24 protein-coding genes and 3 pseudogenes are annotated in these 23,951 nt (G+C 58.2%); 13 read left to right on the forward strand and 14 right to left on the reverse strand.

From position 1 onward, the window contains the following. Positions 1-41: 41 nt before the first annotated feature. From K787_RS24620 to K787_RS0106495, 3 genes are all read right to left on the reverse strand, one after another. On the reverse strand, positions 42-434 hold the full coding sequence (locus K787_RS24620; RefSeq protein WP_084671962.1) for a GFA family protein: 393 nt from the start codon (positions 432-434) through the stop codon (positions 42-44). A 168-nt stretch (positions 435-602) separates the two neighbouring features. Beyond that, positions 603-1,031 carry an organic hydroperoxide resistance protein gene (locus K787_RS0106490; RefSeq protein ID WP_022961983.1) on the reverse strand — a complete coding sequence of 143 codons (429 nt, stop codon included), beginning with the start codon at positions 1,029-1,031 and terminating at the stop codon, positions 603-605. A 70-nt stretch (positions 1,032-1,101) separates the two neighbouring features. Then, positions 1,102-2,028, reverse strand: coding sequence for an alpha/beta fold hydrolase (locus tag K787_RS0106495; RefSeq protein ID WP_022961984.1), 927 nt, complete (start codon positions 2,026-2,028; stop codon positions 1,102-1,104). 117 nt (positions 2,029-2,145) lie between these two features. Between K787_RS0106495 and K787_RS0106500 the strand changes: the two genes are divergently transcribed. Continuing rightward, positions 2,146-2,979 carry an AraC family transcriptional regulator gene (locus K787_RS0106500; RefSeq protein ID WP_022961985.1) on the forward strand — a complete coding sequence of 278 codons (834 nt, stop codon included), beginning with the start codon at positions 2,146-2,148 and terminating at the stop codon, positions 2,977-2,979. Positions 2,980-3,003: 24 nt separating this feature from the next. Here the strand turns inward: K787_RS0106500 and K787_RS25475 are convergent. Both K787_RS25475 and K787_RS25365 read right to left on the reverse strand, forming a co-directional pair. After that, positions 3,004-3,165, reverse strand: a pseudogene (locus K787_RS25475) (hypothetical protein); the annotation flags it as partial. An 86-nt stretch (positions 3,166-3,251) separates the two neighbouring features. Then, positions 3,252-3,647: pseudogene (locus tag K787_RS25365) on the reverse strand (MerR family DNA-binding protein); the annotation flags it as partial. Here K787_RS25365 and K787_RS24630 point away from each other — a divergent pair. Further along, positions 3,601-3,774: pseudogene (locus K787_RS24630) on the forward strand (DUF2938 family protein); the annotation flags it as partial. The pseudogenes K787_RS25365 and K787_RS24630 sit on opposite strands and share 47 nt — an antisense overlap. Positions 3,775-3,869: 95 nt before the next feature. After that, entirely contained in the window at positions 3,870-4,499 is a 630-nt protein-coding gene (locus K787_RS0106510) for a LysE family translocator (RefSeq protein ID WP_022961987.1), read from the forward strand. A 71-nt stretch (positions 4,500-4,570) separates the two neighbouring features. Here the strand turns inward: K787_RS0106510 and K787_RS0106515 are convergent, their stop codons facing one another. Next, entirely contained in the window at positions 4,571-5,908 is a 1,338-nt protein-coding gene (locus tag K787_RS0106515) for an OprD family porin (RefSeq protein ID WP_022961988.1), read from the reverse strand. A gap of 10 nt (positions 5,909-5,918) precedes the next feature. Continuing rightward, entirely contained in the window at positions 5,919-7,118 is a 1,200-nt protein-coding gene (locus tag K787_RS0106520; RefSeq protein WP_022961989.1) for an acetyltransferase domain-containing protein, read from the reverse strand. Positions 7,119-7,266: 148 nt separating this feature from the next. Here K787_RS0106520 and K787_RS25695 point away from each other — a divergent pair, with 148 nt between their 5' ends. Beyond that, positions 7,267-7,401, forward strand: a complete 135-nt coding sequence (locus K787_RS25695; protein WP_022961990.1) for a LysE family translocator — start codon at positions 7,267-7,269, stop codon at positions 7,399-7,401. A 5-nt stretch (positions 7,402-7,406) separates the two neighbouring features. Here the strand turns inward: K787_RS25695 and K787_RS0106530 are convergent, their stop codons facing one another. Continuing rightward, positions 7,407-8,201 carry a helix-turn-helix transcriptional regulator gene (locus K787_RS0106530; RefSeq protein ID WP_022961991.1) on the reverse strand — a complete coding sequence of 265 codons (795 nt, stop codon included), beginning with the start codon at positions 8,199-8,201 and terminating at the stop codon, positions 7,407-7,409. 96 nt (positions 8,202-8,297) lie between these two features. Here K787_RS0106530 and K787_RS0106535 point away from each other — a divergent pair, with 96 nt between their 5' ends. After that, complete coding sequence (locus K787_RS0106535; protein WP_022961992.1) at positions 8,298-9,497, forward strand: MFS transporter; 1,200 nt, start codon at positions 8,298-8,300, stop codon at positions 9,495-9,497. A 126-nt stretch (positions 9,498-9,623) separates the two neighbouring features. Here the strand turns inward: K787_RS0106535 and K787_RS0106540 are convergent, their stop codons facing one another. After that, positions 9,624-10,526 carry a proline iminopeptidase-family hydrolase gene (locus tag K787_RS0106540; RefSeq protein WP_022961993.1) on the reverse strand — a complete coding sequence of 301 codons (903 nt, stop codon included), beginning with the start codon at positions 10,524-10,526 and terminating at the stop codon, positions 9,624-9,626. A gap of 114 nt (positions 10,527-10,640) precedes the next feature. Further along, on the reverse strand, positions 10,641-11,399 hold the full coding sequence (locus K787_RS0106545) for a DeoR/GlpR family DNA-binding transcription regulator (protein ID WP_022961994.1): 759 nt from the start codon (positions 11,397-11,399) through the stop codon (positions 10,641-10,643). Between the two features lie 240 nt (positions 11,400-11,639). Here K787_RS0106545 and K787_RS0106550 point away from each other — a divergent pair, with 240 nt between their 5' ends. Then, on the forward strand, positions 11,640-12,638 hold the full coding sequence (locus tag K787_RS0106550) for a phosphotransferase enzyme family protein (protein WP_028614679.1): 999 nt from the start codon (positions 11,640-11,642) through the stop codon (positions 12,636-12,638). Next, positions 12,635-13,969, forward strand: a complete 1,335-nt coding sequence (locus tag K787_RS0106555) for an aspartate aminotransferase family protein (RefSeq protein WP_028614680.1) — start codon at positions 12,635-12,637, stop codon at positions 13,967-13,969. The genes K787_RS0106550 and K787_RS0106555 overlap by 4 nt, the downstream gene beginning before the upstream one ends. Positions 13,970-14,019: 50 nt before the next feature. Here K787_RS0106555 and fabG read toward each other — a convergent pair whose 3' ends face one another. After that, positions 14,020-14,784 (reverse strand): 3-oxoacyl-ACP reductase FabG, encoded by a 765-nt coding sequence (gene fabG, locus K787_RS0106560; protein WP_022961995.1) that lies wholly within the window; start codon positions 14,782-14,784, stop codon positions 14,020-14,022. 248 nt (positions 14,785-15,032) lie between these two features. Here fabG and K787_RS0106570 point away from each other — a divergent pair, with 248 nt between their 5' ends. From K787_RS0106570 to K787_RS0106585, 4 genes are read left to right on the forward strand one after another with little or no spacing between them, the layout of a single operon-like run. After that, positions 15,033-16,184 carry an ABC transporter substrate-binding protein gene (locus K787_RS0106570; RefSeq protein WP_028614681.1) on the forward strand — a complete coding sequence of 384 codons (1,152 nt, stop codon included), beginning with the start codon at positions 15,033-15,035 and terminating at the stop codon, positions 16,182-16,184. After that, entirely contained in the window at positions 16,181-17,311 is a 1,131-nt protein-coding gene (locus K787_RS0106575; protein ID WP_022961998.1) for an ABC transporter ATP-binding protein, read from the forward strand. Before K787_RS0106570 ends, K787_RS0106575 begins: the two co-directional genes overlap by 4 nt. Before the next feature lie 2 nt (positions 17,312-17,313). Then, positions 17,314-18,183, forward strand: coding sequence for an ABC transporter permease (locus K787_RS0106580; protein ID WP_022961999.1), 870 nt, complete (start codon positions 17,314-17,316; stop codon positions 18,181-18,183). Then, positions 18,158-18,991, forward strand: coding sequence for an ABC transporter permease (locus K787_RS0106585; protein WP_201765098.1), 834 nt, complete (start codon positions 18,158-18,160; stop codon positions 18,989-18,991). Before K787_RS0106580 ends, K787_RS0106585 begins: the two co-directional genes overlap by 26 nt. Positions 18,992-19,027: 36 nt before the next feature. Here the strand turns inward: K787_RS0106585 and K787_RS0106590 are convergent, their stop codons facing one another. After that, on the reverse strand, positions 19,028-19,924 hold the full coding sequence (locus tag K787_RS0106590) for a LysR family transcriptional regulator (RefSeq protein WP_022962001.1): 897 nt from the start codon (positions 19,922-19,924) through the stop codon (positions 19,028-19,030). Positions 19,925-20,040: 116 nt separating this feature from the next. On the opposite strand from K787_RS0106590, the gene K787_RS25015 reads away from it, so the two are divergent. After that, positions 20,041-20,256 (forward strand): hypothetical protein, encoded by a 216-nt coding sequence (locus tag K787_RS25015; RefSeq protein WP_152486794.1) that lies wholly within the window; start codon positions 20,041-20,043, stop codon positions 20,254-20,256. Further along, a complete protein-coding gene (locus K787_RS0106600; protein WP_022962003.1) occupies positions 20,253-21,434 on the forward strand; it encodes an MFS transporter in 1,182 nt (393 codons plus the stop codon). Before K787_RS25015 ends, K787_RS0106600 begins: the two co-directional genes overlap by 4 nt. On the opposite strand, the gene K787_RS0106605 is transcribed toward K787_RS0106600, so the two are convergent. Continuing rightward, positions 21,431-22,309: a phytanoyl-CoA dioxygenase family protein gene (locus tag K787_RS0106605; protein WP_022962004.1), complete on the reverse strand. Its 879-nt coding sequence runs from the start codon at positions 22,307-22,309 to the stop codon at positions 21,431-21,433. The two genes, K787_RS0106600 and K787_RS0106605, sit on opposite strands and share 4 nt — an antisense overlap. A 38-nt stretch (positions 22,310-22,347) precedes the next feature. Then, positions 22,348-23,775, reverse strand: coding sequence for an APC family permease (locus K787_RS0106610; RefSeq protein WP_022962005.1), 1,428 nt, complete (start codon positions 23,773-23,775; stop codon positions 22,348-22,350). Positions 23,776-23,951: the final 176 nt, after the last annotated feature.

Raw genomic sequence — 23,951 nt, forward strand, 5'->3', positions numbered from 1 at the left:
GTTTTTACACGCTCTGGGCCAAAAGCGGCCTTCCATAGAATTTAATCCTCACCCCGATCCGCCCCCTCCCGATCCCTTTCATACCGCCTAACTCCGGCAAACTCCGGCAACCACCCCTCACGTCGCTTACCCCACAGCTCATAAGTCGGCACAAACTGATCCGGCGCATCCAGCGAGCCCAGGTTCACTTCGATTTCATCAGCGGTGCGAGAGAAGACTGGAGAGCCGCAATGTGGGCAGAAGAAGCGGCCCTGGTAGTCACGAGTTTCGCCTTCGAAGGTTACGGCATCCTGCGGGAACACGGCGGATGCATGAAAGAGCGCGCCGTGGGATTTGCGGCAATCCATGCAGTGGCACAAACCGACGCGGTAGGGGCAGCCGGTGGCGGTGATGCGGACCTTCCCGCACAGGCAACCGCCGGTGAATGAGTCCATGCTGCGCCTCCTCTACAATCTGCTTCAGGCTGGCAATGCCTTGCCCTAGTCAGTTAACAGTAGTGGAAGCTGTGCGTGCTGCAAGCTTGCACGGACTCAATGGGGACAGTGTATTGATTCGATAAGCTGGCCAATCCAGCTTATCGATCCAGCTCCACCGACTGCGAATCACTCGACCCGTGTCAGCGTTACGTCAATGTTCCCGCGGGTGGCGTTGGAGTACGGGCAGACAATGTGGGCGCGTTCAATCAGGGTTTGGGCCTGTTCATCGTCCAGGTTTGGCAGGCTGATACGCAGTTCAACCTCGATGCCGAAACCTGTGGGGATGGCACCTATACCCACTACGCCCTCAATCGATGCGTCTGCTGGCATGCTGAGCTTGTCGCGGCCGGCTACGAACTTCATTGCACCCAGGAAACAGGCTGAGTAGCCCGCAGCGAACAGCTGCTCCGGGTTGGTACCTTCACCACCTGCACCACCCAGTTCTCGCGGGGTAGTGAGCGCCACATCCAGCACGCCGTCGGAAGAAATGGCACGGCCATCACGGCCGCCGGTGGCTTCTGCATAGGCACGGTAAGCAACGTTTTGAATAGACATTGGGTCATCCTCTTTAACTGTTGGGGGTTGGCCGAAGGGCATGAACCACCTCGGCCATGGAGTTATTGCATTACTGCTGAAGGAAGCTCAGCAAATCCTGATTCAGCTGTTCCTTGTTGGTATCCGCCAGACCATGGGGGGCACCTTGGTAAACGATCAGCTTGGCATCCTTGACCAGCGCGGCCGAGGCTTTGCCGGAGATGTCGAGGGGTACAATCTGGTCGTCACTGCCGTGAATCACCAGCGTGGGTATGTCGAACTTGGCCAGGTCACCACGAAAGTCCGTCGCAGAGAACGCAGCGATGGAATCGTAGGTATTCTTGGCGCCAGCCAGCATGCCCTGCCTCCAGAACGACTGGATCATGCCTTGCGAGGGCTTGGCGCCTTCGCGGTTAAAGCCGAAGAAGGGCCCACTGGCGATATCCAGGTACAGCTGCGACCGGTCGATGTTGGAGGCTTCACGCAGACCATCGAATACCGAGAGCGGCAAACCGTTGGGATTGCTGTCGGTTTTCAGCATCATCGGCGGTACGGCGCTGATCAGGGCGGCCTTCTTTACCAGTCCGGTGCCGTGGCGGCCGATATAGCGGGCTACTTCACCACCACCGGTGGAGAAGCCGACCAGGGTAAGGTCCCTGACCTGCAGCGCCTTGATGACGGCTGAAAGGTCATCGGCGTAGTGGTCCATATCGTTACCTTCCCAGGACTGGCTGGAGCGGCCGTGGCCACGGCGGTCGTGGGCGATCACGCGGTAGCCTTTGTCCGCCAGGAACTGCATTTGCGCTTCCCAGCTGTCGGAGTTGAGCGGCCAGCCGTGGCTGAACATGACGACTTCACCGTTCTTTGGGCCCCAGTCCTTGTAGTACAGCTCGACGCCGTCCTGGGTGGTGATTGTGCTGGCAGTGCGAGCAAAGTCTGCGGCGTGAGCGGCCATTGAGATCACTGGCAGGGCGGCGGCGGCGAATGCAGCGATGGCGGTACGGGTAAATCTATTCATGGCTTGATTCCTTTTCTGTGAAGTGAAAGTGGTGTTGCCTGTTGACGAAAAGGATTCTCGGGCATTTAATCGTACGAATTAGCGCAATTAGTCTTAATTTTTTGACGGATCGTATTTATGGTTGATCGACTCGCTGCTTTGCTGGGGCACTTTGCTATCAGTGCGCGCACGTTCCAATCCGGTCCGCTGTGCGGCGTCAACACGCTGGACGGCACCGAACCCTATGGCCAGTTGCATCTGCTGCGCCGCGGCACGGCTGATGTCTGGCATGGCGCCAGCAAGGCCTACAGCCTGGATGGCCCGACCCTGCTGTTTTACCCACGCCCCATGGCACACCGCTTTGTGACCGACAGCGAAACGGGCGCGGACTTTGTTTGCGCGCACATTGCTTTTGAGGGCGGCCCGGCAAATCCACTGTCCAGTGCCCTGCCCGCGTGCGTTTGCATACCGCTGGACCGATTGCCGGACAGCGTGCCGGTGCTGACGCTGCTGTTCGCCGAGGCCGAGGCCAACAATTGCGGCCGCCAGGTCATGCTTGATCGGCTGTTTGAGGTGCTGTTGGTGCAGTTGCTGCGCCAGTTGATGGAGAACGGCAGCACCCAGGTGGGCCTGCTGGCAGGCTTTGCGCACCAGCAACTACGCCGCGCCATTGTTGCCATGCACCAGGCGCCGGAGCGGGACTGGTCGGTTGAATCCCTGGCAGCCGTGGCGGGCATGTCGCGCAGTGTGTTTGCCAATCAGTTTCGCGAAGCGGTGGGCGAAACGCCGGCAAGCTACCTGCAGCGTTGGCGAGTGGGGCTGGTGCAAAAGTGGCTGAAGAATGGACAACCGCTCAGGCTGATCGCCGAAGAGGCTGGCTACAGCAGCGAGTCTGCGCTGTCGCGTGCATTCAAGTCGCAATGCGGACTATCGCCCATGGCGTGGTTGAAGCAGGAGCGGCTGGTGACGTAACGATTGCGCGCCGTGGAGCAGGCTTTACTTCGTTTCGCCTTTGCTTGATGGACCCGAAGCATCTTCCTCCCGCGCGGCACTCTCTCGATCAGCCACATACCGCCTAACAACTGGAAACTCCGGCAACCACCCCTCACGCCTTTTAGTCCAAAGCTCATAAGTCGGCACAAATTGATCTGGCGCGTCAGTCCGATCCGCATCAGTCTTTGAAAGGTCGGACACTCCAGATGACTAGGTGCTGAGCAGGTCACAACATGACACAAACCTTCACGCAGTGCTGTCAGCTCTTTGATGCGTCGATCCAAAAGATCTGCCTTCGCACCCACCATGTCACGGTCGATTTCTGGCTGTCGTTCAGAGCCAAGCATTTCACGTATCTCGGCCAACGAGAATCCCGCAACCTGGCCCAAGGCAATCAGCGACAAGCGCGTCAATACGTCCGTTTCGAAAACCCGGCGCAACCCATTGCGCCCCACTGACCGAATCAAGCCTACTTCCTCGTAATAGCGCAGTTTCGAGGCTGGAATACGGCTTTTACGGGAGAGTTGAAAAATATCGAGCATGGCCCTTGACCTAAAGTCGACTTGAAGTAATAGGCTACTTGCCCTCACTTCGACCTTCGGTGTGGTGACAGTACTTGCGCCTTTTCTTGTTCTGCAACCCGCCATGGGTGCGGGGGTCGCGGCGCGCAAAACAGCGCAACCGGACGTAGCTAGGCTGCGGAGTCTTTTTGCGCACTTTAGCTTCGGCCTTGGTTTATGGATTGCCGGTTTCGGATGTATGCTTGCACGCTAGGTTGGACCGAGCTGTCGGCGCAGGCAAAGCCGAGTATACGTAAAGCATTTCCGCGCTCAGCTGAAAGTGGCGCAGGAAGAGTAAAGGAGTGTCCCTTGGACGGATTGACCTGGCTGGCTTATGTCGGCGTTATCTTTGCGTTGATAGTTTTCCCAGGGCCGTCTGCCCTGCTATGTACCAGTCACGGCCTCAAGTTTGGCCGCCAACGTGCTATGGCCACTGTGGCCGGGGGCGCTTTGGCTTCGCTGGTACTGATGACTATTTCGTCGCTGGGCCTTGGGGCGATCCTGGCGGCCTCGGAGACAACCTTTTATGTGCTGAAAATGCTTGGCGGAGCTTACCTGGTTTATCTGGGAGTAAAAGCCTGGCTGGAAAGACCCGCTGTGACGCAACAGGCCAGCGCAACGGCAGAGAGCGAGGTGGTTCCCCTCCGTGAGCTATTGAATCGCGGCTTTGTGGTGGGCATCAGCAATCCAAAGGATTTGCTGTTCTTCGCTGCGCTGTTCCCCAACTTCATCAATGTAAACGAGCCCCAGTTGCTCCAGTTCGTCATTCTGGCCCTGACCTGGCTAATGCTTGATGTTGTCTTGATGTCGACCTACGCAGGAGCCGGCTCGAAGATCAGCCGCTGGTTTCAGAGCCCAAGCAGAGTCACGCTGTTTAACCGCGCCACTGGCGGCTTGTTCATGGCCGCCGGGGGGGCTTTGATAGCGTCAAATCGTTAACTGCTTTTGGGCATACACCACCATTGCTGGAACTCAAGCGACACCTATGGGCATTCCGCTCCCACCACGGACTAGAAAATCGGATACTCCACCGCCAGGCGAATCTGGTCGGCGTCCAGCTCAGCCTGATCGGTGTTGCCACGGTGCATCGCGTACCGCGCACTGAAGGACATTCCTTTGGCAGCGCCGGTCTGCACAAGGTAGCGGGCTTCCAGGTCACGCTCCCAGTGTCGTCCTTTGGAGCCGTAGCCCAGATAGGCATAGCCCCCGTTGGGGTCCACATCGCTACCATCAATGCCACTGCCGCGAATATACGCCGCGCTGAACCCCAGGCCGGGGATACCGTACTCGGCCATCGACAGGTCGTAGCGCAGTTGCCACGAGGCTTCGTTTGGCCCGTTGAAGTCGGACAATGCCACGGCATTGGTGAGGTAGATTGCACCCCGTGTGACGTAATCGAATGGCGTATCCCCATGCACCTTTTGGTAGCCGACTGAAAAGCTATGGGCAGCATGCGAGTAGGTGCTCATCAGGCTCCAAGTGGTGTTGTCGATATTTCCCGAACGTGCCTCGCCGGTATCCTGCGTGCGGTAGAGATATAGGTTGAAGGACAACGCCTGCTGGTCGGTGATAGGCCATGCATAGTTAGCGCCGAGGTAATGCTGCCGCCATGTCTCGTCGTACAACGCGCTGTAAAGGGTCAGGTTAAGGCCTTCAAAACCCGTATAGCTGCCACCCAGGAAGTCGAACGAATTGCCTTGCCTGGCGTTGGAATAGTTCACTACGAAGCCATTGTCATGGCTGCTGGCATTACGGTCGGTACTTTCATTGAAATGACCGCCATTCAGGGTCAGGTTGTCCCATTCCTGGCTGGTTAACCACCAACCCGTGGCGCTTTCGGGCAACAGGCGGCTGTCGGACGAACCAAACACCGGCGTTTTCACCCGTTGCTCGCCATACTTTAAAACAGTGGACGAGAGGCGCAGTTTCACCGCTGCGCCGCCCCGACTGTAGTTATCCTTGGGGTGACCTTCCTTGTCCACAGACAGCAAACGGGCCTTGCCCGCACGACCACCACCGCTGTCGAGCTGTACCCCCAGATAAGCGTGGGCATCAAGGCCAAAGCCGACTGCACCCTGGGTGAAACCCGAGGTATAGGTGCCCATAAGCCCGTAGGCCCACTCTTCAGCCAGGTCACTACGCTCGCTACGTGGCTTGAAGGCATTGCGTGCAGCGCTGTTGAGCCCGCCGTGACGGTACGCACGGCGGTCGTAAACGCTACGATTCAACAGGTTCCAACTGCTGCCTTCAACAAAGCCCGCCGCACTATCCTGCGCGCCAGCATGGGCGATCAACGGCAGACAGCTGAGTGACAGTCCCAGGGTCCAGCAAGCCAATAGTCTATTCATGATCCGCGCCTTAGAAATACTTCAGCCAGGCGATATCGCGCCGGCGCTGCTTGAGTTGGGCGAACCAACTGGTCGGGAAGTACAGCGCTGCCGACAGCAATACCGCCCACAGCCATATACCACTGAGGTTATTGAAACCATAGTAGCTACCCTGGTTCAGACCCCAGATCTGTACGGCGATCAGGTACAGCGCCTTGAGCACCAGCAAGTGCACCACGTAGAAGAACATCGGAGCGCCGCCATACAGCCCAAGTACTTTCAGCACGGGGCGCCCTTCGAGCTGCTGGAACCAGGCGAGAAACAGCAGACCCACACCTATGGTGGGCATCAGAAACAGCAGTGAGGGCGGGTATTTAGTCAGCGACATGAAGCTCATGAGCGTGCGAATGCCGTCATCCATGCTGCTCCACTGCTTGTCGCCATAGACGTTGAGATAGCGAATGAGCACGAACCCCACGAGCAGACCAACACCCCAGGTCACCAGGCGACGGGCACGTTGCGACGGATCGGAATGGCGCGCAAACCAGGGTCCGGCACAGTAGCCAAGTGCGATGACACCGATCCAGGGCAGGATCGGGTAGGTGGTCCGTACACGGGTGTACTCGGTGATCTCAATAAACGAGCGCTGGTGCAGGATCGACCAGATCTCGAAGAAGGGTGAATCCGCAGTCAGCACGATGCCATCAAGCAGGTTGTGCCCAACAACGATAACAAAACCCAACACAGCGAGAGCTACGCGCGGCATGTGGATAAGCGCGGCGAGTATGATCATGCTCAGACCAATGGCCCAGATGACTTGCAGCCACAGGGTAGGCGGTACAAAGGTCGCATTCCAGGCGAAGTTCACCAGGGTCAGTTCAAGGAATACCAGAAACAGACCGCGCTTGAGAAGGAATGTAGACACTTCGCTACGGCTGTGGGATTGCCCGTACAACCACGCCGACAGGCCGGTCAGAAACACGAAAACCGGCGCACAGACCATGCTGCTGATACGCGTAAAAAACAGTTCCGGTGGTGTATTGAGTGGGTCCATGGGATCACCCACCTGAACATGCAGAAAAAAGGTCTCACGCACATGATCGACGAGCATAAACAGCATGACCAGTCCGCGGAGTGCATCGATTGCGAGCATTCGCGTGCGGACTTGGGTGGTGGCATCAGGGGATAAAAGCGTGCCTGGTGCGGGCATCGTAGCGGTTGCGGTGGCCATGTAAGCGGCGTCCTAGGTATAATGGGACGCGAAGGTTATAGTATAACAATGCCTTTTGAAATAGATGATCGCCTGATTGCGATCCGCAATCAGGCCAGACAGGGCCACCAGACTGCTCGGCTGACATGTGATGCAACGGCGGCGGCTAGTGCTTGATGTTGCCTTGATGTCGACCTACGCAGGAGCCGGCTCGAAGATCAGCCGCTGGTTTCAGAGCCCAAGCAGAGTCACGCTGTTTAACCGCGCCACTGGCGGCCTGTTCATGGCCGCCGGGGGGCTTTGATAGCGTCAAATCGTTAACTGCTTTTGGGCATACACCACCATTCGCAAGTGCCTATCCGCGTCTACGGTGAGAGAAGTGTGCTCGTAGGCCACCGGGCAGCCATTCACGCGTAACAAGCGCGTGCCGTCGCAGGGTGCGTGCACGTCGTGGCGGCGCCACCATTGCTGGAATTCAGGCGATACCTTCTGCAGTTCTGCCACCAGCTCCTGTATGTCAGCTTCTTGTGTGGCACGCGCATAGTCGCGACGGAAGCTCGACAGCATTCGCGGGGCCTGCGCCTCCCAGCCCTCAAATCTTTCTCGCAAAAGCGGATCGGTAAACAGCAACCAGAGCAGGTTACGCCGCGCCGGCTCGTGATTGGCAAAACCAAACAGCTTGTCCGCAGGATCATTGAAGGCGAGCACGTCCCACCGCAGGTTCAGAACGTAGGCACTGTGGGGAGCCAGGTCATGCATCAACCGCAATACCAAGGACGGCACCACGCACCAGGTTTTACCGAGTTCGGCTGGCAATCTTTCATGCGCCAGCAGGAACAAATGGCGGCGCTCAGCGGCGTCAAGCCGGAGTACGCGCGAGAGCCGGTCCAGGAAATCAGCAGAAACGCCAATGTCCCGCCCCTGTTCAAGCCACGTGTACCAAGTGACACCCACTCCGGAAAGCGCCGCAACGTCCTCCCGGCGCAGGCCGGGCGTACGCCGTCGGGCGTTGCCAGGTAGCCCCATCTCTTCAGGGGAAAGCTGTTCGCGACGTGCGCGAAGAAAATCGCCCAGCTCCTGGCGAGTGCGTTCAAGTCTACTCAAAGCTCGTTATTACCTTTAGTAACAGCATAAATGGCCATATTGTAACCGAATAAATGACCTACCAGACTGCACGCTCACATTTCGGAGAGAAGAAAGATGAGTGTTCATTCTGACGCGTACGCGGCTTCAACTCAGCCTGAGGTAACGGCAAGACTGACGGTTTATCTGGTCGCTGTCGGCGCCTTTGCGCTCGGCATGGCTTCCTACGTTACAGCCGGCCTGATCCCGATGATACAAACCGCATTTACCATACCGGTTGAGGCGGCTGCACAACTGGTTACGGCTTTTACATTGGCATATGGGCTGGGGTCCCCCTTGATCGTGGCCTTTCTGCCGGGGCGTTACCAGCGGGCCGGACTCCTGGCTGCGCTAGGCCTTTTCGTGCTGGCGAATGCTGCCAGTGCGCTGGCAACCGAGCTTTCTTGGCTGCTAGCACTCCGCGCATTGGCGGGTGTGGGCTCCGGTGTCTACTTGGCGATGGGGATTGCCGTCTGCGCCACACTCTCGCCACCCGCCAAGCGCGGTAAAGCCATCGCCATTATCATGGGCGGCATGGCTAGCGGTACGGTACTCGGCGTGCCATTGAGTCTGTTGCTCGCAGAACGCCTTGGTTGGGCCTCTGCATTTTGGCTAGTCGCAGCATTGGGCTTATCCGCACTAGCCGGACTGGCCTGGCGGCTACCCAAGCTACCCACCGCTGCCACGATTCCCCTAGGCCGCAAGCTGGCCCTGCTGGCTGATGGTCGTGTGCTGGCAATATTAACGGTGTCTCTGCTGGCAGCCATTGGCAGCCTGGGTATGTACACCTTTATTGCTCCATTTCTGGCTGAACCAGAGCATGGTGCTATCCGGTCAATTGCACCCTATCTATGGGTATGGGGTTTGGGCGGGGTTGCAGGCAGCTTCCTGATCGGGCCGTTGGCCGACCGCATGCGAGGCCCAGCATTGACGCTCGCCATCATGCTCTGCTTAACATTCGCACTGATGTCCTTGCCCCTGGCAGCCAGCATGCATCCTTGGCTGGCGGTGCTGCCCATTGCACTTTGGGGTGCGGTTGGCTGGGCGCTACAGGTGCCACAGAACAATGAGCTGATCCGCACTCGTGAAGCGCAGGGAGACGGCAATTTTGCCGTTGCATTGAATGAATCCGCACTGTACCTGGGCAGTGCCATTGGAGCGGCGGGAGGCGGTTTGATCTTGTTAATGGGGCTGCCCCTGTCGTCGCTGGCGGTGGCCGCAGGCACTGTTGGGGCAGTGGGCGCGCTTGTACAACTCACGAACATGCGTAGGCATTGACTGAGCCCTGGCCAAGGTAAGCGCCGCCATGGCTACTTTGCTTGGCGGCGCGTTGACCCCTTTTTGTTTGAGAATATTGGTCACGCATGGCTGCACATCACGCACGGCTGTTCAAGCCGTTAACGTTCAGCTTGAATGCTGCTCGAGAAACGACAGCAACGCTGGGAAATAAGCCTCTGGCTCCTCGTAAAACGGCATATGACTGCTATTGGGGAATACGTGCACTTCGGCGTGAGGTGCGGCCAGCTTCATGCGCAGCGAGCAGGCCGGGGTGAGTTCGTCGTGCTGGCCGGTGGTGATCAGAATCGGCATGCGGAACTCGCCCATTTCCTTCAGCCGGTTCCAGTCACGCAAATTACCGATATAGAGGAATTCGTTCGGTCCCTGCATGGTTTCGTATGGCCCCATGTTCCAGTCGTCAAGCGAGCGCTGCACCGGTGCTGGCCATTCCTCCAGCCGGCAGACGTGGCGGTAGTTGAGCAGGGTAACGGCAGCCTGGTATTCGGGATGATCGACGCTGCCCTTCGCTTCATGGCGCTGCATCATTGCCACGGTTTCGCTGCCGAGTGCCGAACGCAGCCGTCCTAGCTCCTGGGACAGGTGCGGAATGTCGGCCACGGTGTTTTCCAGAATCAGCGTTTTCACCGCCTCAGGGTAATGGATGCTGTATTCAATGGCGAGCCAGCCTCCCCAGGAGTGCCCGAGCAGGTGCACTTGGCCGAGCCCGAGCGCCTTGCGCACGGTCTCCACCTCTTCGACATAGCGGGCGATATTCCACAAAGCCTTGTCCTCGGGACGGTCGGCCTTGCCGGTGCCAAGCTGGTCGAAGGCGACGACCCGCAATCCCCGGTCCTTCAACCAGGCATGGGCGTCGCGCAAGTAGTCGCAGGGCAGGCCGGGGCCGCCGTTGAGGCACAGCAACACGTCATCGCCGGTGCCGTAACTGTATGCCACCACCTCGTGGCCATCCACCTTGATCCGTTGAATCAGGTCGGGTTCCAGTTCCGGAATTTCGAATCTTTCAAGCATGGTCGTCTCCGTAGGAGGCCGCGACTCGTTTACCACCGCTCTCAGACGAGCGGCTCGAGCGGCCTGCGACGAATGCTTAGCAAGATCCGTTCCTGCTCAATTACCAGCCCAGCATCAACAACGAACCGCGACCTTGTTCTGGCTAAGGACCGCTGCCAGTTTGCCGCTTGGCTGTTGGTCGGCAACCAGATATTGCACCTGTTGCCAGCTGGCGTAGCGAGCAGGAAAAGTGGCATCGAATTTGGAATGGTCGGCCACCACGATGGTATTGACAGCTCGCTGAATCATGGCGCTGTAAACCACGGCGCAATCGATCAACGCATCGGTCGGGCCCTCGGTGGACAGACCGCTTGAGCCCAGCACGGTGTAGTCGGCTGACAGGCTGTGGAGAAAGGCCAAGGTATGCGCCCCGACCATCGCACCCTCGGCAGCGTGGTAGTCCCCAGGCAGGACAATGACCCTGATGGTCGGATTGATCGACAGCACCGTGGCGACGCCGAACGAGTGCGTGATGACAGTGATGTCCTTCATCACCGAGGCAATCCGCCGGGCCACATGCACGGTGGTCGAGCCTGAGCCGATCATCAGAATCCGCGCATCCTTCATCAGGTCCACCGCCGTACGGGCGATCTGTTCGCGCTCTTGCATGTAGAGCCTATGGCGTTCGGTGACCGCAGGCTCGCTGGCTATGGCCCGCACAGCGCCACCATAGGTGCGATTCAGATGCCCGCTACGGGTCAGCTCGTCAAGGTCACGGCGAATGGTCTCACTGGATACCTGATGCAGTTTGGCGAGGTCGGCAATGCGCAAGCTCGGGGTGGTATTGAGTTCAGCCAGGATCTCGGCCTGGCGGGCGGTCTTGGCTCTGGACATTGCAGGGCTTCCTTTTTTACGTCCACAAAATGAGGTGAATGCCACAAAATGGTGAGGTGAGCATGGTAATGCAGTCTTTCGGCGCAAGCTATTGCTTCCACGCGCAGTGCTCTTTTCGGCGAATGCTTACTTTTTATACTGCAAGAAGCGCCACACTATAATGTGGCGTGAATGGATTTATTCTTGTCGCCAATGCTAAAAAATGTTGTACTTGCCTCATTAAAAGGAAGGAGTGGGGATATGCTCTATCAATCAGATTTTTTACAGAAGCTGGAGGCCGGGCTACGCGAGGTTCTGCCTGAATGGGGCATTTCGCCGGAGGCAAAGCTCAAGTTATTGACCATCTCCGAGAACGCTACTTACCTCGTGGAGGATTCTACTGGCAGGCGGCTGGTGCTGAGGATACAGCGCCCGGACTACCACACACGCGCCGAGATCGAATCGGAGCTTGCCTGGATTAAAGCCTTGCGCGACTCCCGCATGGTCACCACGCCAGAGCCAATCGCCACCCTGGCTGGCGGCTCCTTGAGCTGTTTTGCTGACAGGGAAGCGGTTCGATATGTCGCCGCGTTCGAGCACATGCCGGGCGCCGAGCCTGATCCGGGTAACCAGTTGACCTCCTGGTACCGGGTACTGGGTGAAACCAATGCGCGCCTGCATCAGCACAGCATGACCTGGCAGCGACCCGACGGCTTCAAACGAAAAGTGTGGAGCTTCGACACCATCATCGGTGAACAGGCTTATTGGGGCGATTGGCGCAATGCTTTGGGTCTGACGCAGGAAGGTCGTGAAATGCTTGAGCGCACCCATGAACTGCTCCGCAAGCAGACCGCAGCCTTCGGCATGGCGCCTGAGCGGTTCGGGCTGGTGCACTGTGATATGCGACTGGCCAATCTGCTGGTAGACGGTGAACAGCTCACGGTAATCGATTTCGACGACTGCGGCTTTAGCTGGTTCGCCTACGACTTTGCCGCCTGCGTCAGCTTTCTCGAAGAAGACCCGCGAGTGGACGAATTTCTCGCGGCCTGGCTGGAGGGCTATCGCAGCGTGGCACCATTTTCCGCAGAGGATGAGCGAGCCATTCCAATGTTCTTGATGTTGCGGCGCATGCAACTGACTGCCTGGATTGCCAGCCATGCGGAAACACCTACAGCAAGCTCAACCGGCGCAGACTACACCCGAGGCACGGTTGCTCTGGCCGAGCAATACCTTGGCAACCACAGCGAGAACACTCTATGACCGGACCCACACAAATTTTAGCCCTGAACCGCTTCGATGCAGGGAGTGCCATAGGGCTGAAGGGCCGGCTGGGTTCGCTGGTAGAAAAGCGCCAGCGCTACTTCGGCACCTCCTCGGTACTCTTCTACGAGCAGCCGCTGGAGATTGCCCGGGCGGAAGGGGTGTTCATGTACGACACCTCCGGCAAGCCTTATCTGGACGTCTACAATAATGTACCGGTGGTCGGGCACTGCCATCCGGCAGTAACAGCGGCAATCAGCGAGCAGACTGCCCGCCTGAACACCAATACCCGCTACCTTTACGAGAGCCTGACGAACTACGCCGAAACGCTACTGGCTACCTTCCCCGCAGAGCTGTCCAATCTGCTCCTGACCTGCACGGGCAGCGAGGCCAACGACATCGCCCTGAGGATAGCCAGCGCCTGGACCGGCGGCAGCGGTTTCGTGGTGACCGAGACCGCCTACCATGGCAATACCATGGCGGTGATGGAGGTGTCTCCTTCTTCCTACCAGCAGGGTCGCGCGCTGCCGGCGCACATTCGCACGATCCCGGCCCCGGATGCCTTCCGCCTGGCACCGGGAGAAGATCTTGCGCAGGTGTTCGCCGCGCATCTGGACCGGGCCATCGCCGACCTTGAGCGCAATGGCATCCGCTTCGCCGGTTTGATTGTCGACACGATCTTTTCCAGTGACGGCGTCTTCCCCGCCCCCGCAGGATTCCTGGCAAAGGCAGTGGAATGCGTACATCGCGCAGGCGGGCTGTTCATAGCGGACGAGGTTCAGCCGGGTTTTGGCCGTACCGGGCAGAGCCACTGGTGCTTCCAGCGGCACGGTGTGGTGCCGGACGTGGTCACGCTAGGCAAGCCTATGGGTAACGGCTTCCCTATGGCGGGCGTGATCACCCGGCCAGAACTGCTGGAGTGCTTCACCGCCGAAACTGGCTACTTCAACACCTTCGCCGGCAACCCGGTGGCGGTAGCCGCAGGGCAGGCGGTGCTGGACGTACTGGATCAGGAAGGGCTGATTGCCAATGCGGAGGGTGTCGGCCGCTATCTGAGAGACGGCCTTAGCAACTTGGCCCGCGCGGATGCGCGCATCGGCGACGTACGCGGGGCCGGGCTGTTCATCGGGCTGGAATTTGTTGACGCAGACAACGCACCAGATGCTGCACTGGCGCGGTTCGTGATTAACCAGATGAAGGAGCGAGGCATTCTGATCGGTGCGGCAGGGGCTTATGGCAACGTATTGAAAATTCGCCCGGCGCTGTGCTTCAGCCGAGCCCATGCAGACCAATTCCTGGAAACCCTTGATGCCGTGCTGCGTATAGCCTGAAACCCGCAAGCCCACAAGGTAGAAAAAGGCGGAGAAATCCGCCTTTTTTATCAAGCCATCGCGTCGGAAGATTCCGGCAAGACCTGACCACCATCGACCACGATAGCCTGCCCGGTGATGTAGCCCGCCTCGTGACTGGCGAAAAACAATACCGCGTTGGCGATATCCTCCACTTTGCCCAGGCGACCCAAAGGGATCGAAGCCGCCATCCGGGCGGCATAGTCCTCACCCATATCTTCCAGCCCTTCGGTCATAATATTCCCAGGCATTACCGCGTTAATGGTAATGCCGGACCGGGCAAGCTCGATAGCCGCAGTACGCATGAAGCCCAACTGTCCGGCCTTGCTGGCACCATAGTGCGACCAGCCGGGAAACCCGGTAATCGGACCCGTAATCGATGAGGTCAGAATAATCCGCCCGAAACCCTGCTCCTGCATCACAGACATAACCGCCTGCGTGCACAGGAATGCGCTGCGCAAATTGGTGTGCATTACATGATCGAAGGCCTCGACAGTCATGTCGGCAAGACTGGCAGACGGGAAAATTCCGGCGTTTGCCGCCAGCACATCCACCGAGCCGAAACGCTTCACTGCGGCCTCCACCATGGCTTTGCATTCTGCTTGCTGACTAACGTCGGCAGCAAACCCCATAGCATTCGGACCGATCTCTTCAGCGACTTTGCAGGCGTCTTGCAGCGAGCGCGACACAACAAGCACGTTAAGACCCGCCGCACCAAAACGCTTGGCGATGCCCAGGCCGATCCCGCGACTGGCGCCTGTGACAATCACAGTCTTTTTTTGTAGCGACTCAAACATTTTATTCTCCTGTTTTATAGGCACAAAATCCTCTTCAAGGCGATTGCTATGCAATTGGCAGTCCAGATCCATGACCCTTACAAACAGGGCTTCTTGCAAGAACAAGAAGACCTATTCGGGAAAAATAGAACCCATTTTGGGGCGCCTTGCGACATATTGGTGCTTACCAAAAAAAATGTTGCACTCGCCTCGTAATTGTTTTTTACTCGATTCGTTGTCTTTCACTTTTAGACGGGCGAGGACGAATTATGAAAGGCGTATCAAGAAGGGAATTGCTGAAGTTGATGGGAATGGGTGCCGGTATGGCAGCTTTTGGGGGCAGCTCATTGTTGATGAGTTCAAAAGCCTTTGCAGCGCGGGAGAAAGAACTGAACATTCTGTGCTGGGAGGGCTACAACTCGGCACAGGTGCTCGACCCATTTCGCCGCTCTACCGGTGCGAATGTGCGCGCAGAGTCGCTGACCAATGATCCGACCATGATCAACCGATTGCGCGCTGGCGAAACCAACGTTTGGGATCTGATCAATGTAAACAACCCCTGGGCGCGCAAGGTCATGGCCCCCGAGGGTTTGATCAAGCCGCTGCCACGTAGCGAATTTGAGCCCTACTTCGCGGACATGCTTCCAGAGTTCAAGCCGCCCTACCAGTGGGCAATGAGCAGCGACGGCAGCGAGTTACTAGGCATGGCACAGCGCTTCGGCCCGTTCAACTATGTGGTCAACACCGACAAGATCAGCCGCGCGACCGCCGAGGACACCGGCTGGGACCTGTTCAACGACAAGACCCTGAGCGGCAAGTACGGCATTCAGGAATCGGACGACTGGAACGTCTTTGACATTTTCTTGATAGCCGGCATCAACCCCTTCATCGAACACACCCCAGAACAGATGGCGAAGTTCCAGGAAACCGCCAATGCGGTGTTCAAGGGCGCAAGGATGATCGGCGACGCTTCTAGCCTCAATCAGGCAATGATCTCCGGAGAAATTGATCTCTACATGACTGGTGGCACGTATAGCTGCTCACCAGCGCGAGCCGACGGCTTCCCGGAAATCCGCGGCATCACCCCGCTGCGGGGTCCGGTGGATGGCAAGGGCGGCGTGTCCTGGGTTGAGATCACCTCGGTTGTGAACAACCCGAACGTGTCACCGCTGGCCACGGAATTCCTCAAATACGTGCAAGCGCCGGACATTGCCCATAGCGTGGCTTTTGCCGAGGGTACCTTTAACCCGGTTAGCCAGATGGGGAATCCCGAATGCTTCAAGCTGTTCACCAAGGAACAGCTTGAAGCCATCCAGTGGGACAGTCTGGGCGAGGAAATGGAGCGCTGTGTGGCTTACGACATCGTGCCGGAGTTCGACGAAGCTCTGGAGATGATTTCTGCGGCCAAGCGGGTGGCATGATGATGATTCAGGCTGGACAAGCATCAATGGGTAGCCCGACAGCCAACAGCGCTGTGAAACGGCCGCTGCCGGTGCTGCAGTTGGTCGATGTGCAGAAGAAATTCGGCGATTTCACCGCAGTAGCGGATATCTCGCTAAACGTCATGGAAGGAGAATTCCTGACGATCGTAGGGCCGTCTGGATCCGGCAAAACCACCATGTTGCGGATGCTGGCGGGCATGGAAGCTCCCAGCTCAGGCAACATTACGCTACGGGGGGAGGCCATCAACAGCCTTCCTGCCCAGCGCCGGCCAACTTGCCTGGTATTTCAGTCCCTGGCCCTGTTTCCCCACAAGACCGTGGGAGAAAATATCGAATTTCCACTGAAAGTAAAAAAGATACCGAGGGCAGAGCGCAAGGCGCGGGCACTGGAGCTGCTGCGTATGCTGCGACTTCCGGAGAACTACTACGGCAAGAACGTCATGCAGTGCTCCGGCGGCGAACGTCAGCGGGTGGCGCTCGCCCGCGCTTTTGCCTACGACCCGGAAGTGTTGCTGTTCGACGAACCTCTATCGGCGCTGGACTACAAACTGAAGAAGGTGCTGGAGAAGGAGCTCAAAGACTTGCATCGCGAGACCGGCAAGACGTTCATCTACATCACTCACTCGCTGGAAGAGGCAATGGTAATGTCGGATCGCATCGCGGTGATGCGCGCGGGCCGCATCATCCAGGTGGGCTCGCCAGAAGAGATTTATGCAAAGCCTGCCAACGAGTTCGTCGCCGAATTTTTCGGTGAGGTCAACAAGTTTCCGGTCACCCTGAATGCCGACCAGGACTGGCTCAGCACTGACCTTGGCTGCCCCATCCACCTCGACCTGCCGGCTGAGCTGCAAGGGACTCAGTCGGCCACTGTGGTGGTGCGTCCGGAATATATGCAGTTTGCCCATTCGCCGGACGATTTCGACAACGTCATTCGTGGCGTCGTGTTCAACGAGTACTCGCTCGGCTCCCGGGTGCAGTATCAGATCCGCTGTGGCGATAACAGTGTGCTGTTGGAAAACCCCCGCACCTTCAACCGTGAGCTCGCCCGTAACGCACAAGTGCTCATCGGCTGGAATTCAGCGGATGCCATCATCACAGGAGCCTGACCATGGTTGATGCTACTTCTGGACGCGGCCTGTCTACGGGGGCCCGCTACGCCAGCCCGCTGATCATTTTTCTGGTGTTGGGTTTTCTCGCCCCGCTGGTGACGGTGGTGGCTTTTGCTTTCGCCGAGCCAAAAAGCTTTGAAGTATTCCGTAGCTTCACGCTATCGAACTTCACCGACGTACTGAACCCATCCAACACAGTGTGGCGCTCCTTCGTCTGGTCGCTGGCTCTGGCTACCCTGTGTGTAGCAGTACTGGCGGTCATCACCTACCCCATCGCCCACGGGCTGAATCGGGTATTCGGCCGCTTCGCTCCGCTGGTCAGCGTGCTCTTTGTGTTTCCGCTTTTTGTTTCAGAGAACGTGCGGCTCTATGGCTGGGTGCAGTTCTTCATTAAAAACGGCGTGCTGGACGGCGTACTCAAGGCCTTCGACTTCGGTAGAGCACCCGAGGTCCTTTACACGCCGGGGCTGACGCTGTTCGGGATGGTCTACGTGTATCTGCCGTTCATGCTGTTTCCCATTACCCTGGGTCTGGCCATGGTGCCGCAGGACCTGGTGGATGCGGCGAAGGACCTGGGCGCGAGCAGGCTGATGGTCTGGCGCGAGATCGAGCTGCCGCTAGCCATGCCGGGGATTTTGATTGGAATGCTGCTCACCTTCGTGCTCTCCGTCGGCGCCGTGGCTGAGGCAAAGATCCTTGGCGGGCAGTCGGTGATCACCGTGGTACATGACATCGAGGTGGCCTTTACCTATGCGCAGAATTGGCCTTTAGGTGCGGCGCTGGCGGTACTGTTGGTGCTCATTATCGGCAGTCTGACGCTCTTTGTCCTGACGCGCCTGGACCTTGATCAAGTACTGGGGAAACGTTGAGATGAGAAATCAGGCGCAAATTCGTTCCGACTTTCTGGTCTGCTGCTGGACCGGCTTCGTGCTTGTTGCCATCTACCTGCCGATCATTTGCAGCGCCTTGGCTGGACTCTCGAAAAGCCGCTATTTCCTCTTCCCGGTGCGGGAATATTCGATGAACTGGTGGGAACGCACGGTCAGCTCCGTCGAAGTGCAAATCCTGGTACAGAACTCACTGAAGATCGCTATACTGGTAACCCTGATTTCGGTGGTCCTCGCTTTCTTCGGCGCTTTGGCCTTTGCTCGCTACGACTGGAAGGGCCGCAAGCTGTACCAGAAACTGCTGCTGCTCCCGATCTTTTTTCCGCAGACCGTGCTGGGCTTGGCCATGCTGCTGTGGATGAATGCCTTGGGTATCAGTCCAAGCTGGAAGACTGCAGTGGTCGCCCATCTGGTATGGATTGTGCCGGTTGTGACCCTGATCATCGCCATCCAGGTCTACAACTATGACCCAAGCCTGGAAGAAGCCGCCAGCGATATGGGCGCCAGCAGGCTATTCATTTTCCGCGAGATAACCCTACCGCTGCTGTGGCCGGGCATCTGGTCGGGGGCTTTGTTCGCTTTTTTGCTCTCCTGGGGCAATTTCCCGCTGTCGCTCTACACCACCGGGGCCGATTCGACCGTGCCAAAATGGCTGTACTCCAAAATGGTGGCCGGCTATACCCCGATGGTTCCCGCTCTCGGCACCATGAGCACCCTGGCGGCGGCAGCCTTTTTGCTGGTCGGCTGGGTGGCGATTGTAACGCTGCGCCGGAAGAAGGCAGGCAAGTGATCGGCAGCCTGGATTAGCTTTAAGCCCGATAGCCTCCTAGGGTGTAGTCGCAGGAAATACGTGCGCATGGAGGAAGTCGACCAGCGCCCTTACTTTAGGTGAGGGGTGCTTGCTCGCTGGCCAGAGCACATGGAAGACGCCGGTGTGCTCTACATACTCGCTCAGGATTGGCTGCAGCCGACCATCCAACAGCGGCTCACGGATAGAAAAATCCGGTAGATAAGCGATCCCCAACCCCCGGAGCGCAAAACACACCCGCGTCTCGATGTTGTTGCAGACCATTGACGTGGGAAGTTGCAGCTCTGGCTCAGCGGGCGCTTGTCGCAACCCCCAGGTCTCCAGTTTGCCGCTGCTGGGAAAGCGGTAATGCAGGCAGCTGTGCTCTAACAAATCGGCGGGTATCTGCGGTGTGCCCCGGCGTGCCAGGTATTCCGGCGCGGCGACAGGCAGCATCTGGAAGGTTCCCAGGCGGCGGGCCGACAGGCGCGAGTCGGCCGGTTCGCCCGTGCGCACCACCGCGTCGAAGCCTTCCTCGATCACATCGACCATCCTGTCGCTGAAGTCCAGATCCAGTTCGATCTCCGGGAATTCACGCATGAACTCGCCGAGCACCGGCAGCACCAGCGAACTGACCAGCGGCAGACTCACCCGCAGGCGTCCGCGCGGCGCCGCGCTGGCGTGCGATAGTTCCAACTCAGCCGCTTCGATTTCGGCCAGGATGCGGCGGCTACGTTCCAGAAACAGCGTGCCCTCGGCGGTCAGCGTGACACTGCGTGTGCTGCGATGGAACAGACGTACACCCAGCTTCTCTTCCAGCCGCGCCACGCTCTTGCCGACGGCAGATGCCGACACGCCCAGCAATCGACCGGCTGCGACGAAGCTACGGGTTTCAGCTACCTGCACAAACACCACAAAGCCGTTCAGGCTGTCCACCGTACACCTCCATTACGGACAATAAGATCCGCACTACCAGGAACTCTACCCTACTTTTTCTTTAATCGCAGGTCTCCTATCGTCGCGTTATCGCCAATTGAACCGAGGTATTCACCGTGACGACTCCCGCATTTTCCCTGCGCCGAGGCTTTCCATCTGCGCATCTGCCTACCCGCATCCAGAACAGGGTGCAGCACGCCATGGACGAGCGGCGACTGTTCGTTGCCGTCGTTCTGGAGGCCTTCAGCAACCCGCTGTACGAGAGTGTTTCCGGGCGCTTTATCAGAGATTTGCGCGATGCTATCTATTGCGCGTTGGGAGTACGCAGATGATGGCCCGTAAGCAAGATCGTCTACCGCTGGCCTCGCTGTTGGCTTTGGCCACGGCGGCTTTTATTACCATCCTGACTGAAGCCCTGCCAGCAGGCTTGCTGCCGCAAATGGCCCAGGGTCTGGCCGTCTCTGAAGCCTGGGTCGGTCAAACCGTCACGGCCTATGCCATCGGCTCTTTGCTGGCTGCAATCCCGCTAACCTTTGCCACACAGGGGCTACGTCGCCGGCCGCTGCTGCTGGCCGCCATGGCCGGCTTCGTCATCGCCAACACAGTGACTACAGTTTCCACCAGCTATGCGCTGACGATGGTGGTGCGTTTCCTCGCGGGCGTATCAGCCGGGCTGCTGTGGGCGCTGCTGGCGGGGTATGCGGCGCGCATGGTGCCCGAGCACCAGAAGGGCCGTGCCATCGCGATTGCCATGGTCGGCGCGCCGCTGGCATTGTCACTGGGTGTGCCTGCCGGTGCCGTCCTTGGAACGCTGATAGGTTGGCGCGTCTGCTTCGGCATCATGAGCGTGCTAGCGCTGATTCTTATGCTGTGGGTACGTATCCAGGTGCCGGACTTCGCTGGGCAGGCGAAGGGCAAGCGGGTCTCGCTCAGGCACGTGTTCACTCTGCCCGGTATCCGGCCTGTGTTGTTTGTAGTGCTCGCTTTCGTACTGGCGCACAACATTCTCTACACCTACATCGCCCCGTTCCTGTCGGTCGCCGGAATGGCAGAGCGCACAGATCTGGTTCTGTTGGTGTTTGGCGTGACGTCGCTGATCGGCATCTGGATCGTGGGCGTGCTGATCGACCGTCATCTGCGCGCGCTGACACTCATCAGCACCCTGCTGTTCGGCATCGCGGCATTGGCTCTCGGTCTGGCCGGAACGGTGCCCGCTATCGTCTACGCGGCTGTTGGCATCTGGGGTGTAGCCTTTGGTGGAGCCGCGACGCTATTCCAGACAGCGCTCGCCAAGTCGGCTGGAGAGGCTGCGGATGCCGCACAGTCCATGCTGGTCACAGCCTGGAACATGGCCATCGCGGGGGGAGGTCTCATCGGTGGCGTGCTGCTTGACCGGCTTGGGGTTAGTGCGTTCTCGCCTGCCTTGCTGGTTCTGCTCGGGGCAACGCTGGCCGTTGCGTGGGCTGCGAGGACACACGGCTTTATATCAGTGATGGTCGAGCGCTCTTAGCCGAGCGCCTTCACATATTCCACGGAGCTAACATTCGCCGTCTTGCTCAGGGCATTGAAGCCGCTGGAACGGCGTTCGGTACTGCCTTTCAGATAGGCAAGCGGATCCTCGAAGTCCCGAACATAGCCCATCGCAAAGCAGCCACATTGGTAACCCATCAGCTTAAGCAGGTCGTCAGGCAGCGTACGAGCCACTTCCAGCGGCGTGGACAGGTACTGGTTTTCTTCCTGACGGACCCAGCCCACGGCATAGGTAATGTTGATCGCCTGACGAACACCATCGCTCTGGTTAGCACCAGCGCCGTGGTAGATCTTCCCGGTATACAACAGCACCGAGCCCTTTTTCATGACCGCCGGGACACCGGCTTCCGGCGCATAATTCTGTTTTACGCCTGCGTACTGGCTGCCGGGCACTATCCGCGTTGCACCGTTCTCTGCGGTGTAGTCGGTCATGGCCCACAGGGTGTTGCATTGCACTTCGAAATCATCGGGGAAAGGGAAGAAGTCCCAGGCCAGTTGATCCTGATGCAGCACCTGCGCTGGAGCCCCCGGATTAACCGTGATCACTTGTGTCAGATGCAACTGGAAGGTAGAGGCGCTCTGCAGGTGCTTGCCTGCCACGCCGATCACCAGCGGGTTCATGATCAGCTCACGAGAGGTTTCCGAGCGAGCAATCATCGCTCCAGAGCGCTGGGTATGGGCGCCGAGAAAACTGTCTTCGCCAAACGGCGTGGAAAGAATATGCGGCTCCATTTCCGCGGCTATCTTATTCATCATTTCCGGGCTGGCGAGTTCATCAATGATGACGTAGCCATGCTCCTTTAACGAAGCACTGACCTCTTCAACGGTGGCGGTATTGGGCAGTCGGTTCAACATGTCGTTTCTCCTTTCAGATTGAGGGTGTTGGGGGGAGCTCAGGCAAGCTCACGCAGGGCGTCATACAGTGATGGTTGAAACAGACGCATGCGCTGGGCGGTGAGTACGCCGAATGCAAAGGTCGCAATCAGCGCCAGGACCACCAGAACAGAGACCGTGCTGGCGTTGTCCCCCCCGATCAGATCCGGCAGATTGGCTATGGCTATCCAGAGGCAGCCAAGAATGCCGATCAGTCCACCGGCCGGCGCAATCAGTGTGCTCCAGAACTGAGTGTTGCCCGGCTGACGGCGAAAGAAGACGATAACGGCGGCACAGGTTAGTGACAGGATGGTCATGTAGCCAAGTGTGCCCGCCATGGCACCCCAGGCGTAGACCTCGGTAGCAGGATCGGCACCGATTGCGACCAGAACCGTAAGCATCACGACACTGAACAGGGTCAGCGCCATTGAAGAGAAATGCGGCGAGCCGTGGGCGGGATGCACTTTGGAAAAACTGTTGCTGATAACGCCAAAGCGGCCGAGCGTGTACTTGTAACGGACGACGATGTTATGCAGGGAAAGTGCACAGGCAAACAGGCTGGTGATCAGCAATACCTGCATGACATCCATGAACACGATGCCGAGGTAATATTCTGTCAGCGCCAGATACATATCAGCGCCGTGGGCTTCAGTATAGGCTGGGATGTTGTCACCACCGATACCGCTGACCGCACACCACATGGATACGATGTAGAAGGCGCCCACCAGAAAGACGGCGGTATAGGTTGCGCGAGGAATTGTTCGCTCGGGATCGCGCGCTTCTTCGCGATAGATGACGGTCGACTCGAAACCGATGAAACTGAAAATCGCGAATAGAATGCCCAGGCCTGGCGAGCCAGCCATGAAGTTGGCAGGCTCAAACGCGGCGCCTTCCATACCCGCCAGACCTTTATCAACGAATACCGCGATATCAACTACGACAACCACGGCGATTTCCAGAATCAGGGCAATGGCAAGAAACTTGGAGCTGAGTTCGATATCCCGATAACCGAGCCAGGAAATCACACCAATAGCCATAAACGAGTAGAGCCACCAGGGAATGTCCACGCCGGTGAAATTGCCAATCGCGCCTGCCAGCGCGTGACCGATATAGGCGTCAAGCGCGACCAGAATCAGAGCATAGGAAACAACCGCCAATGCCGCAGAACCGAGACCGACAGAGCGTCCCAACCCTTTTTGTATGTAGGCGTAGAACGCTCCCGCGTTGGTGATGTACTTTGACATTGCGACGAACCCCACGGTGAACAGAAACATGATCACCGTCGCCACCAGAGCGTCCACGGGAGCCGCAACCCCGTTGCCCATCATGATTATCAACGGTGAGTTCGCCACCATCACCGTCAAGGGTGCCGCCGTGGCGACCACCATCAAAACGATGGAAGGCACCCCAAGCGAACCCTTCAGCCCGCTACGCTCAGCTTCGTTCATACCACGTCTCCTGAATATTTGGCCCATCAAGTTAGGGACGGTGCCATTGGATTGCTCTAACGGCCTCAGTATCAGGAAAAGCAGGAAGGAGTGACTTGCTCCTTGCGAACAACTTTTTGTTATTTGAGAACAGCGATGTGTACTTCTCTGGGGCGCCACGCACTAAATTGGCGCCT

The sequence above is a fragment of the Halopseudomonas pelagia CL-AP6 genome, from assembly GCF_000410875.1.
GTDB lineage: Bacteria > Pseudomonadota > Gammaproteobacteria > Pseudomonadales > Pseudomonadaceae > Halopseudomonas > Halopseudomonas pelagia.